Genomic DNA, 15486 nt, shown 5'->3' on the forward strand with positions numbered 1-15486 from the left:
CTTCAACCGGCTCAAGCAGTGGCGTGACCTGGCAACGCGATACGCCAAACGCGCATCCCTCTACCGAGCCGGCCTCGTCCTGATCGCTGCCGTCATCTGGCTCCCATGATCGACAGGACACGCCCTAAGAGACGTGCCGAGACGCAGCACCGCCCGGTCGTGCGGATGGCGACCGGGCGGCGATGTCGTGCTTGGGATCAGGCGTTGTGGGTGGAGCGGCTGCGGGCCTTGGCCATGCCGCGGCTGACCATGTAGCCGATGGTCAGCATGGTGACGTAGAGCAGGCGCGGTCGGCGCGGAAGAAGTCACCGCCGCTGCCGTTGTCGCCGTTGCCGTTGTCGTCGACCACGAGGGAGGCGATTGAGCACGCCGTGGTCCATGACCACGTACACGACGAACTCGGTGGTCTTGTAGGCGGGCTTCGTCTCGCCGTGGACGCGGTGCGACTCGGTGGCGTTGGTGTCGCGCCGGGCGGTGGCAGTGGGGGACGAGGTCATGAACAGCTCCTGGTTATCGGGGTGCGCCCAGGGAGGAAGGACCGTCAGGTCCGCTGTCGCTGGACGCGGATGCCGGGGGCATCGAGAAGACATCTCTCTTCACGGAAGTCCGGGTGACCCACCGGGAAGCGCCGAATGCCGCCGTAGCGGCCGTATGCGCCGGTCCTTGACGTACCCCCGCCGACGTCGGGGCGAACACGCGGTTTCCGCCCGGCACGCCCAGCCGGGTGTACGCCTGCACCTATAGGTCGGAAAGCGCCGGGAAGGTGTCAGGTCGCCCGGGTCGGGTAGAGGGGACGAACGGGTCAAGACAGCGCCCTTCCGGGCCCTCCCCTGCTGTTTCGCGTAACGCGGGTGGGCCGTTCACGGAGAGCGGAGGTGCCATGTCGGCAAGGGGATACCCGGCCCACGCGACTGCCGGCGCCGTTCGTGCGGCGTGCAGGGTGGCGGGGCTCGGCGAGCGCCGGCCCACCTGCTCATGCCCTCGGGTGGAGACCGCAACAACACCCAACGAAGGAGTGCCATGTTCAATCCGTTGGATCACAAGGGAATCCCGCTGGAGAGCCAGATCCGCAACTGGCGCGAGCTTGATGTCGAGCCGATCGACCCTGAGGCCGTCGACCCGTACACCCGATGCCGGATCATCACGATGAACGGCATCGAGGTCGAGGCGATCAACTTCCAGCACCAGTTCGCCCGCAACTGCCCCGACCAGGAGGTCCGCCGGCAGCTCGCGTACGTGCGGTACGTGGAGAGCCAGCAGCAGCGGGTGGTGAACTGGCTGCTGCCCGGGGTGGCCAGCGTGCTGGAGACGACGCTGGGATACGAGCAGGTCGCCGTCGACCTCACCGCCTGGGTGGCCCGGCACGAGCCGGACCCGTACTTGAAGCGGGCGTACGAGTTCGGTGTGTTGGAGGACTTCGACCACCTGTACCGCTACGCCAACCTGTACGAGATGGTCGAGCGTCGCAAGGCGGAGAAAATCGTCGACGGGCTGACCGAGGTGATGCCCGGGCGGCCCACCGTGCAGGAGCACCGGCACCCGTTCGACGAGGTCCGCACGCCGTACGACCGTAACTCGGTGGACCCGCGCTCGAAGTTGCACGCGCTGACGATCCTCTCGGCCGAGCAGCAGGTGATGTTCTACTACATGAACGTCGGCCCGCAGTACATGGAGCCGATCGCCCGCCAGCTCTACCAGGAGATCAGCCTGATCGAGCAGGAGCACGTCACTCACTATGAGTCGCTGCTCGATCCGGGTGAGAACTGGTGGGAGCGGCTGCTCACCCACGAGTACAACGAGTGCTGGCTCTACTACTCCTTCCTGCAACAGGAGAGCGACCCAAAGGTCAAGGCGATCTGGGAGCTGCACCTGCAGATGGAGCTGGCCCACCTGCAGCAGGCCGCCGACCTGCTGCGTCGCCACGACGGCCGGGAGCCCGAGGAGATTGTCGGCAGCGCCGGCCTGCCCGAGCCGCTGACGTTCGAGCCGAACAAGCAGTACCTGCGGCACCTGCTGGCCGAGACGGTCGGCCTGACCAAGCTCGGCGAGGGCTACGTCACCGAGGCCCACGAGCGCTTCGAGTGGATGCAGCAGCAGCTGCACGACGGCCAGCAGCCGCCGAGCGAGCAGGTGATCGACATGCACCGGGAGCGCTTCGGCGACGAGTACCGCATCGAGACCGAGGGCCCGCACCCGGTGGAGCGGCTTCGCGCCGACGGAGGCACCCATGCCTGACACCGACGCCCCGGCCAGCCCGGGTCCGCAGGAGGACGTGGTCGACCTGCTGCTCGCCCAGCACGCCGAGATCGAGCGGCTTTTCCTGCTGGTCATCGGTGGCACCGGCGACACCCGCCGGGACGCCTTCGACGACCTGGTGAAGCTGCTCGCCGCGCACGAGACCGCCGAGGAGGAGGTCATCCACCCACTCGCCCGAACGCTGCCCGGCTCCGGCGGCGACGCGATGGTCGACGAACGGCTCGCCGAGGAACGGCAGGCCAAGGAGACGTTGCAGACGTTGATCGCCGGCGGCGTGGACGCCGGCGGCTTCGACACCGGCATCGTGCTGCTGCGCGACGCCGTGCTCACCCACTCCCGCTACGAGGAACGATACGAGTTCCCCCACCTGCGCCAGCACGTCCCGGCGGACCGGCTGCGCAGCCTCGCGACCGCGGTCCGGGCCGCGGAGGCGACCGCGCCGACCCGGCCGCACCCCAGCGCCCAGTCGGCCAAGGGAAACCTGGCCGCCGGCCCCGCGCTCGCGGTCGTCGACCGGGTCCGCGACGCCATCCGCAAGCCGTCGAAGAGCTGAACCGAAAGGGAGACGTTGAGCGACAACCAGTACCAGGAGCAAGACCCTAAGGACCAGTACCGCGGGCCCAACGAGCAGACCGGCGGCCAGCAGTCTGCCCCCGGGACCACCGGGGAGATGCCCGACAAACCGGACCACGGCGAGGAGAGCTACCAGGGCACCGGCCGGCTGACCGGCAAGCGCGCCGTGATCACCGGCGGTGACTCCGGCATCGGCCGCGCCGTCGCGATCGCTTTTGCCCGCGAGGGCGCCGATGTGCTCATCACGTACCTCCCGGAGGAGGAGGAGGAGGAGGAGGACGACGCCCGACAGACCGCGCAGCTGGTCGAGAAAGCCGGCCGCAAGGCGGTCACGGTACCCGGCGACATTCGCGACGAGGCGCACTGCGAAGAGATCATCTCGCGGGCGGTGAGCGAGCTGGGCGGCTTGGACATCCTGGTCAACAACGCGGCCTACCAGATGTCCCAGCCGAACGGCATCACCGACATCACCACCGAGCAGTTCGACCGGGTCCTCAAGACAAATCTGTACGCGATGTTCTGGCTCTCCAAGGCGGCCGTACCGCACCTGGCGCCGGGCTCCACGATCATCAACACCGCGTCGATCCAGGGCTACCAGCCCTCGCCGGACCTGCTCGACTACGCCACCACGAAGGCCGGCATCATCGCCTTCACCAAGGGTCTCGGCCAGGGCCTGGCGGAGAAGGGCATCCGGGTCAACGCGGTCGCGCCAGGTCCGGTCTGGACCCCGCTCATCCCCGCCACCATGGCCGAGGAGAAGGTCGAGTCGTTCGGCAAGGACGTCCCCCTCGGCCGCGCCGGGCAGCCGGCCGAACTGGCCCCGGCGTACGTCTTCTTTGCCTCCCAGGAATCCAGCTACGTCACCGGCGAGGTGCTCGGCGTCACCGGCGGCAAGCCGCTCGCCTGACCCCGCCCCCGCCCGGCCGTCCCCGACTCGTGCGGGGGCGGCCGGCGTCGTGTGCGCGGCGGCTCCATGTGATCTGAAACGACATGAGCCACGGCGGCTGTGCCGTCCTGCGCGTTCAGGTTGGTGCCGGCCGGCGGTTGTTGCCACGGAGGCTGAGCGAGGGTGTACGTGTCGACTCCGCCGGGTAGTGATGCATCACCGCGATCGCGACGGCACGGTGGTCGCGCTGGTTCGCGGCCACTTCGATGGCAGTGCGGTCGTAGAGGCGGTGCCCGACCAGCGCGCCAGCGGTTGGTGCGCGGTGCGTCGGCGGCACGACACTTTCGACGGCGGGTAGGAGGGCAGCTTCCGATGTCAGACCCGGCGCACGAACACCACTCCGACCCGCTGCCCCTGCTGGGCACCCTGACCGAGCGAACCGGGTCTCGGGGCATCGACCAGTGAACTGCTGCGGACCGTACTGGTGCACCTGCCGGTCGCCGTGAGCGTGCTCGACGCCGAACAGCGTTTCATCCTGGTGAAACCAGAGAGCCGCCGAGATCAGTGGTCTACCCGCCGACGCGCACGTCGACCGACTCGTGTTCGGCCTCCTGCCGGCATACCGAGGTCAATCGGAACCGTCGTGCGGCCGGTGGTCGAGACAGGCGAGCCGGAGGTGAACGTCGACATCGTCGGCTCCACCCCGGTCCGACCCGACAGCCCCCGCTGGCGAGGCAGCTACTATCCCGTCTACGCCGCAACCCCACCCTCGCCGACTGGAACGGCCGGCCGGCCTCTCACCCTGACAAGAACCAACAGCGGTCTCGCTCGGCGCCACAAGACCCCGGCCGTTCCGGCACCGCCCGCCACAGGGCCGTGCGCGATCCCCCTACGTGCGCGGGAGTGCGCTCAGGTCGCGAGCATCGACGACGTCTCCGCGCGGCGATCCGCAGCGGCGCCGTGCGTCCCAAGGGCTCCGGAAGTACCGCCGAGCTCCAGACGCTCGGCGGCGGAGTCGCGGCGCCGTCGGAGGACCGCGGCCCCCGCGACCGCCGTCAGGGCCAACGCCGCTAGCGTCCAGCGCTGACGTGCCGAGATCATCGTTGTTCGCCGCCTCTGGGGCCTCTTTGCTCTCATGCCGCGATTGTCGATCCCCGCTGTCGCACCGGGGACGAAAACGACGGCAGCCACCCGAAGTCGTGACGGTCCGGGCCGGATCGGTGGGCCGGAGCCGGCCATTGCGTGCGGCGGGGATTACGCCACGTTCCCGCGGGTAAGCCGTGCTGCCCGTCCTCCTGCCCGACGGGCCGAAGAGGGGACATAGGGATGACTTCGAGTATGGATTCAGGGTCCGCGCCATCCGCGAGCGGAGGTGGCACCGCTCAGGGCGCCCGTCGGGAGGCCGCACGGCTCGGTCAGGAGACTAAGCAGGCCGCAGGACACCTCGCTCACGAAGTTGCCGAGCAGGGCACGCAGGTGGCGTCGCAGAGCGGACAGCAGGTGCGCGACCTGGTCACGGATGTGTCTCGGCAGGTCCAGACCCAGGCTCAGGAACAGCAGCAACGAGCCGCCGAGAGCCTACGCAGCCTCGGTACGCAGTTGCGGTCCATGGCCGACGAGGGTGACGACCAGAACGGCCTCGCCGCGCAGGTCGTGCGCCGCGGGGCCGACATCGCCGATCAGGCCGCCGGGTGGCTCGGCGCCCGAGAGCCGGGCGACCTGGTACGAGAGGCCCGCGACTATGCCAGCCGGCACCCCGGCACCTTCCTCGCAGGCGCCGCGATCGCCGGAGTGCTCGCCGGACGGCTCACCCGCGCACTAACAGGCGGTGCGTCGGATGGGGACGGCACACCGCCGAGCGGGGGCGCCGACGCGGAGAAGGCCCTGCGCGTGCCGCCTTCGACAGGCACGGCCGCGCCGCTGCGGCACGGCCCCAGCGGCACCGAGGTCGGGCCGTGAGCACGCCGTCGGACGCCGACCGCCCGGAGCGGGCGCAGTCCTCCGTCGGCGAACTCCTCGCCGACGCAACCCGGAACTTCTCGCTTCTGCTCCGGCAGGAGATCGACCTGGCCAAGGCCGAGGTACGCGAGGAGGTGCGCACCATCGGCACCGTCGCGGCCATGTTCGCCGCCGCCGGGATCGCGGCCCTTATCACGTTGCTGTTCCTGTCCCACGCCCTGTGGTGGGGCCTGTCCAACGTGATGGACCAGGGATGGGCGGCGCTGATCGTAGCCGTGATCTGGGCCGTCATCGGTGCCGTGCTCGCTTCGCGAGCGCGCGGACAGATGCGTTCGATACGCACGCTGTCGCGCACCAAACAGACGGCGCGCGAAATACCGGACGCGGCCAGAGGCCGCTGAACCCGAGGGAGTGTCATGTCCAACGACCCAGACCGGATCCGACACGACATCGAGACGACCAGGACCGACCTGAGCAACGACGTCGACGCGCTGGCCTACAAGGCCAGTCCTCGCCGGCTGGCCGGCACACAGGTGTACCGCGCCCGCTCCGGACTCAGCAGGCTCCTCGACCGTGTCATGGGAACCGCACGTCACGCCGGGCACAGCACCCGGCACCAGAGCGCCGCGATGGGTCAGCGCATGTCCGGCATGGCCCAGCACGGCGTCGAGATGACGTCCGGCCGCGCCCACCAGGCGGCCGGCGCGATGTCCTCCGTCGGGCACCGCGGTCAGGCGCTCGGGCACGCCTCGCGTGAGCGCGCCGAGAGCAACCCGCTCGCCGCAGGTCTCGTCGCCTTTGGTGTTGGCCTGCTCGCCGCGTCCCTCGCGCCTTCCACTCGAAAGGAACACGATCTCGCCGAACGGGCGAAGCACCAGGTCATGGAGCATTCCGACCAGATCAAGCAGCGTGCCGGCGGGATGGCGCACCAAGTGCAGGACAATCTACGCGAGCCTACCCAGCATGCCACAGAAGCGGTCCGGTCAGCGGCGGCGGAAGGCGCGGCCACGGTGCGCGACACCGGGCGGGACGAGGCACAACGCGTCCGCGACGACGCTCGCGAGGCGCCGCGGAGGCTTTAATTCGACAGCGTCAGCGTCTCCGCAGCATCTCGGTGACACCCTGCGCGCCGAACGCCCTCAGGTTCGGCCGGAGCGGGGTGGTGGTGCGGGGTACCTCCGGGTCGGACAGTGGCCCCGGTCCGTGACGGCATCCCGGCCCTACTCCTCAAGTGATTCGAATCGGCTGGCGATCCGGGCGACCTCGCTCGCCTGGCCGGCCGTTGACGGAGGATCGGGCGTCCGATGGCGCGCTAGCCACCAGACGTCGGCAGTGAACGCTGGTCGAGCTGCTTGACCGCGTCGACGAAATGCATGTCGGCGCCCCTGCGGCTAGTGCGTCACCCGGCGAATCCAGTCCGGCCGGCGGCAGCCCCAGGCCAGCCGAAGAAGGCAGCGCTTGTGCGCGACGTCAGTCGTTGTCTGGCGCTGGAGTTCCGGCCGCTTGCCGGATCAGGTCCAGTAGCAGCTTCTGGTGCGCGGCGATGTGGGCTGAGTTGACGCTCATCCTGTGTCGGCTCCACCGCGCCGCGTCCGACAAGACGTCGAGGCCGGAAGCATCCAACAGGGCACTGGTGTCGTCGCTGCGCGGCAGCCGGATCTCCAACACCGCGTGACTGCGCCGTGGTCGCACTTGCACGAAGTTGTCGGCGATGCCGTCGCGGGCCAGACCGCGCTGCAAGCCGGCCTGCACGCGGTTGCCGCCGCTCAGCCTGCATCAACACCAGATCGCCCAACCCGAGCAGGCTCGGGTCCTCGGCGTGACTGCAAATGAAATACAGAGGCAATTTAGTTGCATTTTTTGTCATCGATCGGCCTGAACATGGGGGGTTGAAGGGGCGGAAGCAGCTACGGTGCCGTACAGACGTTGCATCGAGGATGCAAGGATGGCTGCATACGCAGGCCCGAGGACCGGAGTGAAACGTGAATCAGCACGAGCGGTGGCACCGGCTCCTGGAGATGGTGGCGGCCGCCGGCCAGCTCGACATCGAGTCCACCGCCCGGGAGCTGGGCGTGAGCGCGGCGACCATCCGGCGGGACTTCGACGAGCTGGCCACCCAGCAGCTGGTCACCCGCACCCGTGGCGGGGTCGTCGCCAGCAGCGTCTCCTACGACCTGCCGTTGCGCTACAAGGCCGTCCGGCAGGCGCCGGAGAAGCATCGCATCGCGGCGGCCGCTGCGGACCTGATCCCGGCCGGAGCCACCGTGGGGCTCAACGGGGGTACCACGACGACCGAGGTGGCCCGGGCGCTCGCGCTGCGGACCGACCCGAACGGGCAGGCGCCCGCGGTCACCGTGGTGACCAACGCGCTGAACATCGCCAACGAGCTCATCGTGCGGCCGCACCTTCGGGTGGTGCTGACCGGAGGCACGGCTCGCCCTCAGTCGTACGAGCTGGTCGGCCGGATCGCCGAGACGATGCTCACCTCGGTGGCGCTGGACCTGGTGGTCCTCGGCGTGGACGCGATCGACCACCAGCACGGCGCCAGCGCGCACAACGACAGCGAGGCGGCGATCAACCAGATCATGGTGACCAGCGCTGCCCGGACGATCGTGGTGGCGGACTCCTCGAAGATCGGCCGCCGGACGTTCAACCGGATCTGCCCGCTGGGCAACGTCGACACCCTGATCACCGACAAGGCGGCGGACCAGGACGCGGTGCAACTCATCGAGCAGGCCGGCGTGAACGTCGTACAGGTCTGACTTGATCTTCAACGTGCGGGGCGGCGGCATCGACCCTTGATCGATCATTCCTCCCCATGCCGCCGGGTGACCGAGAGTCCAGCTGGGACGGTCAAAAGGTAACGGGGCGATGCCCGGCCACCTATGGCATGGGTAACATGATCTGCGGCCCCGGGTTGCGCTTCAATCGATGGCAGTGGTTGTTATGGGTATCAATTCCTGCCATGCTGAGCGCTCCGCCAGAGGGAGGTCTCATGCGTCATCGCCACGGACCGTCAGCCCGCGTGACATTGACCGTCGCCCTGATCTTGACCAGCGCCCCGCTGACCGCTTCGGCAGCGTCGGCGGCAGTGCCCGGCTCGTTCACCGTCAGCGTCGACAGCAGATCGTCATGGACCCGCCCGGACGACACTCCGGCCTTCCCGTTCATCGACAAGGACGGCACCTTCTACTACCAGCAGTCCCACTCGCTGTACGGACCGAACGACGGTCGCTCGTGGAGCTTCTACACCGGCGCCGACTTCGACTCGGCGCCGCGAGCCGCCATCAGCGACGCCGGGACCAACCCGGACACCACGACGCTGTGCAACAACAGCCCCACCGGTGTGGAGTCGACGTACGCGCCCAGCGGCTCGGGTTACTCGCAGCGCAACTTCTGCGTGCTGTCCGGCGTCTGGGTGGACCCGGACACCGGCCACTGGTACGGGCTGGTCCACAACGAGTTCACCCCGCAGCCCTTCGGCGACGGCATCCACTACGACGGCATCGACTACGCCGTCTCCACCGACCAGGGCCGCACCTGGACCATCAGGGACCACGTCATCACGTCGCCGTACAGCACAGACCGGGGCGACAACGTGGCCTTCCCGCAGCAGACCTACCACTACGGTGACGGCGATCAGCGCCTGTACGTCGACGCCGCGTCGGGCTACTTCTACGCCTTCTACGGCTCGCGCATCGTCGACAAGTACGGCGGCTGGAAGGCGTTCTACGGGCACGTCGCCCGGGCGCCCATCGCGGGCAAGATGGCGCCCGGCTCCTGGCGCAAGTGGTACAACGGGGCCTGGTCGGAACCCGGAGTCGGCGGCCGGGAAAGCACCCTGATGCCGGTCACGTCGACCGCGCCGACCGGCTACGTCGCCGTCGACAAGGAATACAAGCCGACCACCCCCGGCACCGTCGACCAGCAGGTCGCGGCCGGCACCACCCCGCCCACCTCGCCGCTGTTCGTCATGGACATCACCTACAACGCGCACCTGGGCCTCTACATCGGTCAGCCGCAGGCGGTCGACCAGTCCGGCAACGCGCCGCAGCAGTTCTACGCCACCGACAACCTCGCCACGCAGAAGTGGACGCTGATCGGCGACACCGGCAGCTACCGCAACGCGTCGTGGTACCGGTGGTTCCTCGACAGCACCAGCAAGACCAGCTCGCGGATCGTCGGCAAGAGCTTCCGCTCCTACTGTTCCTTCGGGTGCTCGGGCGGCGCCTCCGGCGAATACATCAACGTCACCATCACCGGCTCGATCCCCGCGGTCGTGCCCTTCGACCCCGCCAGGACCTACCGGATCGCCAATGGCAACGGCCGTGTCCTGGCCCAGGTCGCCGGCGGCTCCGCCACCACCTCGTCGGCCGGCGCCACCGGAACAGGCCTGGACGCCTGGCGATTCACCACGACCGGCGACGGCGCCTACCGGATAGCCAACGCCGCCACCGGCAACCTGCTCGGCGTGCCCGGCACCCCGGCCGGCCGTGCCTGGGGGACCGCGCCCACCGTCACCGCTCCCGGCGCCGGCACGGCGGCCGTCGGGCAACAGTGGTGGATCGTGCCGAACGGGGGCACGTACCGCCTGGTGAACCGGCACAGCGGTTTGGTCATCGGCCTCTCCGCCACGGCCGGCCGGCTCGCCGAGACCACTCCCGTCCGCGCCTGGACCGACACCAGCGGAACCATCGTGGGCGCCGGGCGCACGGCCGGCGAGCAGACCCTCACCATCACCGCCACTGGCGACGCACCGAGCGGCGCCCGCACCCTCACCGTCTCGGGAAAGGCGCTCGACAACCCCGGGCACAGCACCGTCGCCGGCACCCAGCTCATCACGTACGCCACCAACGGCGGCGCGAACCAGAGCTGGGTCCTCACCCAGCAGAGCGACGGCTCCTACACCCTTGCCAACCGCGAGTCGGGGCTGTGCGCCGACGTCGAGGGCGGCGTCACCACCGCCGGCGCCCGGATCATCCAGTGGACCTGCACCGGCGGCACCAACCAGCGGTGGCGGATGACCCCGCGAGCCGACGGCGCCTACACGATGGCCTCTGTCCGCAGCGGCCTCCTGCTCACCGCGGGTTCCCTGACCGACGGCGCCCCGGTCACTCAGCAGCCGGACACCGGCAGCACGCTCCAGCGGTGGGTGATCGGCTGACCGTTCCGGCGCCTGAGGACCAAAGTTCGTGCCGACCGCCGTCGCGCCGTCGGCAACGTCAATAGATGAAGAACGATGGCCGCCACGAAGTGGCGGCCATCGTTCAACACCAGTCACCTAGCTCACGAGATGGACCACTGCTGACCGGTTCCGCCGTTGGCGGTCCGCTGGACGATGTCCGTCCCGTCGCTCGCTACCGGGCCGAGAAGGTCCAGTGGCAGGCCACTGTTGCGGTTCGTGATGACGTAGTGCGCGCCGGACCGGGTGATCCGCCACTGCTGGTTCGCCCGGCCGGTCGAGGTCCACTGGATCACGTCGGCGCCGTCCGCGGTGGAGCTGCCGGTGACGTCGAGTGCCCGGCCGCTGCGGCGGTTGATGATGCGGTGGTACCCGTCGCCGGTGGGGATGATCGACCATCGCTGGTGCGCGCCACCGTTGTCGGTCCACTGCACGGCGTCGCCGCCGTCGCCGGGCGCGCTGACCGCGACCTCCATGACCTTGCCGCTCGTCCGGTTCCTGATCGCGTAGGAGGCGTTCGGGTCGAACGAGCCGTTTCGGGCGTCGAGCTCGGCGAGCGTGAACCGGACAGTCATGATGTACGGGTTGCTGGTGTCGGTCCGGTCGAAGTAGCCGTAGGAGGTGAGGACGAAAGTACCGTCGGGCAGGACGACGTTGCCGGCGTAGCCGGTGTCGCCGCTTCGCGCCGAGGGTGTGAAGTCCTCCATCAGCCGGACCCGGTACTGGCCCTCGCGGGAGTTGACCAGGTCGTCATAGGTTCCGACCCACGCCACCCAGTCGCCGGCGAGCCACGCGCCGGTGTTGCTGACGCTGTTGCGGATGATCTCGCGGAAGGTGATGACGAGCCTGCCGCTCGCCGGGTCGTACGTCGCGGCGTGCCGTTCGCCCATCAGGGCGCCCTGCATCTCGCGCGGCTCGGTCCAGGTGTTGCCCTCGTCGTCGGAGAACGCGACCATGGCGTTGGTTCTCTTGTGCTGTGCGCGGGCGAGCAGCGCCAGCTGGCGCCCGTCGGGGGAGCGGATGATCTCGATCTCGCACAGGCCGGCGAACTTCTCGATGGCGTTGTGCGGTGCGAGCAGCCGGGTAGGTGTGCTCCAGACGGCGTTGCCCGCGGCGTCGAAGGTCAGGTAGGTCTTCCAGTTGTCGTACGCGCCGTCGTGGAAGACGCCCATGTACCGGAAGTCCCAGGACCCGTCGGCCCTCTTCAGCCGGGTCAGGGCGGCGTGCGCGACCCAGCCGTTGAAGCCGGAGTCGGCGAAGTGGTGGGTGAACTCCGACCAGGACGCGCCGTTGTCGTCGGAGAACGCGGTCTTGAAGCCGCCGGGGCTGCGCGGCAGTCCGCTGACCAGCAGCAGGCGGTTGCGGCCGGCCGGTGTGGCCACCTTGTAGAGCGTCGGTGTCTCCTGGCTGGTGTCCCAGCTCGCCGGGGTGGGCAGCCGGCCCGACCAGGTACGGCCGCCGTCGTCACTGCGCTTGAGCACCACCGGGCCGACGCCGTGGCCGCGCGGGTACACGGTGAAGATCGTCCGGCCGTCGTCGAGCAGCACCGAGTCGGGCTGACCGAGGTACTGCCCGGCCTGGCGGTCGGTGAGTACCTGGCGGGCGGTGTCGTCCTTGAGGTCCAGGAACGGGATCGTGTAGTCGATGCGCATGCTGAGGTCGCTGATCTCGCCGGCCGGCAGCGGCGTGCCGTACACCCGGACGAAGTCGATGTCGCCGTTGTAGTGCCACTCAGCGCCCCGCGAGTCGACGTTGCGGCCGATCCACATGCCGTTGAGGCCGGTGACGTTCGAGAAGAACCGCGTCGACGGGTCCGACGCCCGCAGCGTGCCGTCGACGTACAGCCGGGTGCCCCCGGCGCCGACGGTGACGATGGCGACGTGCCAGCGACCGTCGTTGAACGGTCCGCCCGACGAGTTCAGCCGGGTGGCGTTGACGCCGTTCTCCCGGTTCTCGAAGTACACCGTCCCACCGTTGACGGTCAGCGAGATGTTGCTGGACTCGTCCGCGGTGTGCGATGCGCTCAACAGCGTCTTCGCCGTGGCCGGACTCGAGGTCCGGAACCGGACGGCGATGCTGCCGTGCGTCAGCCCGGCCACCCGGGACACATCGGCGGACCGGTCGACGAAGGTGCTGCTGCCGTCGAAGGCCTGGTTGACCGCATAGTTCACGGTCGTTGCGGTCGCCGCCTGCGCGGCCGACGACGGTATCAACATGCCGAGCACGAGCATCAGCCCGGCGATGATGAAACTACCTGTCCGTTTCATCGGGTGAGTGTCCATTGCTGGTGGTTCCCTCCGGTGTAGGTCGACTGCACGACGTCCGCGCCGTCGGTCAGGTCGGAACCCGCCACGGTGAGCGCCTTGCCGGTAGCTCGATTGACGATCCGGTGGTAGCTGCCCTCCGGAACGATGCTCCAGAGCTGGTTGTCGTTGCCGGTCCAGGCCCACTGGATGACGTCCGTGCCGTCCGCCGTCTGGCTGCCGAACACGTCCAGTACCTTGCCGCTGCTGCGGTTGGCGATGCGGTAGTAGCCGTTGCCGGCGTCGGTGAGGGTCCAGCGCTGGTGCAGGGCGCCGTTGTTCGTCCACTGGATGGCGTGGCCGCCGTCCCCGGCACCGGCCGGCACCTCGAGCGCCTTGCCGCTGTTGCGGTTGAGGATGCGGTACTCCACCGCCGGGTCGAAGGCGCCGGCCTGCACGGCGATGGAGGACACCTCGGCCTTGTCCACTGCGACCGCGGTGCCGGTCGAGGCGGCGTTGCGAGTGTTCAGCACCCGGACGCGCAGGGTGTGCTGGCCCTGCGCCAGTGGACCGCTGGTGAACAGCTGGGCCTGGTCCATCCGGGTGGCGGAGTACAGGTCGACAACGGTCTCCGGGCCGCCGTCGATCGAGATGCCGGCCCGCCCGTGGTTCGCGGCCCGCGCCCCGAACAGTTTGACCTTGGTGCCGGTGAACCGCAGTTCGGCGGTGCTGCCCGCAGTGCTGCTGTAACGGTCGTCGCCCTGGAACTGCCGGGCGCCGCCGGTGCTGCGGTTCCACGTGCCCGCGTACTGGAGCTGGTCGTCGTTGAGCTGGGTCACCGTCGGCACGCCGGGCGCGTCCCCGATCGCGTCCACCCGCGCGAAGTACGCCTCCACTGTGGCTGATCGAGGGCCGCCCCACACCCGCTCGGCGAGAACCTCCATGGGCCGGGTCGCGTACTGGTCGAACCACTCGTCGGTCTGGAACTCGCGCTGGTCGGACCAACGGGCCATCCGATAGCCGTTGACCTTGGCGTTGGTGTCCGGCACCCAGTTCTCGTAGACGTTCTTGGAGTTGACGAACAGGTTGAGGCCCGGCGTCACGTACAGGGTGTTCTCCGGGATGGCCGACACCGTGTAGCCGAGGTTGTAGAAGTAGCTCAGTGTGCCGGTGTACGGCGTGAGCACGATCTGCGTGGACGGCTTGATGCTGGTCTGCTGGCCGTTGGTCTCCCACCAGTTCCACATCTGGGTGGTCTTGCCGTACGACCGCACCTTGTCGTTCATCAGGTTCATGAACTCGGTGAAGACGTCACCCGGGTACGGGAAGCCACGGCTGCGGGCGTAGTCCACCAGCTCGGGGCAGGCGTTCTTTGCGGCGTCGTTCTGGTACTCGTCGCCACCGATGTGGAAGTACGGGCCGTCGAACAGCGGCACGAACTCGTCCAGCAGGTTCATGGCGAAGTCCCGGGCGTTCTGCCTTGTCAGGTTCAGCGTCCAGCCGCCGAGCTCGCCGCCCGGCCAGGGCGCGACGCTCATCGACTGGCAGGAGAAGCGCATCGTCGGGTCGTAGGTGGTCATCACGGTCGCGTGACCCGGCAGGTCGATCTCCGGGACGATGGTGATGTGGTACCTGCGGGCGACGTCCTGCAGCCGGCGCAGGTCGGCCTTGCTGTAGGACTGGGCGGAGGCCAATCCGGGGTAGCGGTCGCTGCGCAGCCGGAAGCCGTTCCACTCGGTGAAGTGCAGGTGCAGGGTGTTGAGGCGCAGCCACGACATGCGACGGAGCAGGTTCTCCAGGTAGTCCATGTCGTAGTAGTGCCGGCCGACGTCGAGCATCACGCCGCGCTCGCGGAACTGCGGAAAGTCGCGGATCGTGCCGGCCGGCACGGTGGTCCGGGTCGCGCTCTGCTTGATGATCTGCAGCAGCGCCTGCGTGCCGTAGTAGACGCCGGCCGCGGGCCCGCGGATCGCCAGGTGCGTGCCGACGGCCATCACGTAGCCCTGTGCGCCGACGCCGGCGTCGGCGCCGGTCGTGCTGAGCAGGATGTCGCCGGCCCGGGGCGTCGCCGACGAGACGATCGGTACGGTGATGCCGCTGATCGCGCCGAGGTCGGCGCGCAGGGTTTCGGCCGCCGGGGTCAGCGCGGTGGTCTGTGCGGGGTCCACCAGGATGCGGGAGGACGTCGTCAGGGTGAAGGCGCCTTCGCCGCCGGTCCATTGCCGGATGCCCGGCGCGACCGGAGGCGCCGGGTTGGCCGCCTGGGCGGCGGTGGGTATCTGGAGGCAGGCGGCGGCCACCAGGATCGCGGTGAGACAGGAACGGGCGGATAACTTCATCGGTTACGGGCCTCCGTGGGTCGGGGAGTGCGGGGGCGGGTGGCACCG

General features: G+C 69.1%; 12 protein-coding genes and 1 pseudogene. 9 read left to right on the top strand and 4 right to left on the bottom strand.

Translation table 11 applies throughout. The features are described 5' to 3' along the window. Positions 1-109: pseudogene (locus F8279_RS03850) on the top strand (IS5/IS1182 family transposase); the annotation flags it as partial. Between the two features lie 196 nt (positions 110-305). Here F8279_RS03850 and F8279_RS30485 read toward each other — a convergent pair. After that, complete coding sequence (locus F8279_RS30485) at positions 306-497, bottom strand: hypothetical protein (RefSeq protein ID WP_225853113.1); 192 nt, start codon at positions 495-497, stop codon at positions 306-308. Positions 498-1020: 523 nt separating this feature from the next. Between F8279_RS30485 and F8279_RS03860 the strand changes: the two genes are divergently transcribed. The 6 genes from F8279_RS03860 (at position 1021) to F8279_RS03885 (ending at position 6756) form a co-directional block, all read left to right on the top strand. After that, entirely contained in the window at positions 1021-2235 is a 1215-nt protein-coding gene (locus tag F8279_RS03860; protein ID WP_151499094.1) for a hypothetical protein, read from the top strand. Further along, positions 2228-2809, top strand: a complete 582-nt coding sequence (locus F8279_RS03865) for a hemerythrin domain-containing protein (RefSeq protein WP_151499095.1) — start codon at positions 2228-2230, stop codon at positions 2807-2809. The genes F8279_RS03860 and F8279_RS03865 overlap by 8 nt, the downstream gene beginning before the upstream one ends. A 15-nt stretch (positions 2810-2824) precedes the next feature. Continuing rightward, on the top strand, positions 2825-3736 hold the full coding sequence (locus F8279_RS03870; RefSeq protein ID WP_151499096.1) for an SDR family oxidoreductase: 912 nt from the start codon (positions 2825-2827) through the stop codon (positions 3734-3736). A gap of 1479 nt (positions 3737-5215) precedes the next feature. Then, positions 5216-5674, top strand: a complete 459-nt coding sequence (locus F8279_RS03875) for a hypothetical protein (protein WP_192580617.1) — start codon at positions 5216-5218, stop codon at positions 5672-5674. Next, positions 5671-6075 carry a phage holin family protein gene (locus tag F8279_RS03880; RefSeq protein WP_151499098.1) on the top strand — a complete coding sequence of 135 codons (405 nt, stop codon included), beginning with the start codon at positions 5671-5673 and terminating at the stop codon, positions 6073-6075. The genes F8279_RS03875 and F8279_RS03880 overlap by 4 nt, the downstream gene beginning before the upstream one ends. 15 nt (positions 6076-6090) lie before the next feature. Then, entirely contained in the window at positions 6091-6756 is a 666-nt protein-coding gene (locus F8279_RS03885) for a DUF3618 domain-containing protein (protein WP_151499099.1), read from the top strand. Between the two features lie 388 nt (positions 6757-7144). Here F8279_RS03885 and F8279_RS30170 read toward each other — a convergent pair whose 3' ends face one another. Then, a complete protein-coding gene (locus F8279_RS30170) occupies positions 7145-7414 on the bottom strand; it encodes a hypothetical protein (protein ID WP_192580618.1) in 270 nt (89 codons plus the stop codon). A 242-nt stretch (positions 7415-7656) separates the two neighbouring features. On the opposite strand from F8279_RS30170, the gene F8279_RS03895 reads away from it, so the two are divergent. Both F8279_RS03895 and F8279_RS03900 read left to right on the top strand, forming a co-directional pair. Next, on the top strand, positions 7657-8436 hold the full coding sequence (locus F8279_RS03895) for a DeoR/GlpR family DNA-binding transcription regulator (protein ID WP_121684837.1): 780 nt from the start codon (positions 7657-7659) through the stop codon (positions 8434-8436). Between the two features lie 263 nt (positions 8437-8699). Beyond that, complete coding sequence (locus F8279_RS03900; RefSeq protein ID WP_225853114.1) at positions 8700-10838, top strand: RICIN domain-containing protein; 2139 nt, start codon at positions 8700-8702, stop codon at positions 10836-10838. Positions 10839-10960: 122 nt separating this feature from the next. Here F8279_RS03900 and F8279_RS03905 read toward each other — a convergent pair whose 3' ends face one another. Together F8279_RS03905 and F8279_RS03910 are read right to left on the bottom strand one after the other, a co-directional pair. Beyond that, positions 10961-13123, bottom strand: a complete 2163-nt coding sequence (locus F8279_RS03905) for an RICIN domain-containing protein (protein ID WP_192580619.1) — start codon at positions 13121-13123, stop codon at positions 10961-10963. Beyond that, on the bottom strand, positions 13120-15438 hold the full coding sequence (locus tag F8279_RS03910) for an RICIN domain-containing protein (protein ID WP_151499103.1): 2319 nt from the start codon (positions 15436-15438) through the stop codon (positions 13120-13122). Before F8279_RS03910 ends, F8279_RS03905 begins: the two co-directional genes overlap by 4 nt. Between the last annotated feature and the right edge of the window lie 48 nt (positions 15439-15486).

Origin of the sequence: Micromonospora sp. AMSO1212t, from assembly GCF_008868145.1 — a bacterium.
Classification (GTDB): domain Bacteria; phylum Actinomycetota; class Actinomycetes; order Mycobacteriales; family Micromonosporaceae; genus Micromonospora; species Micromonospora tulbaghiae.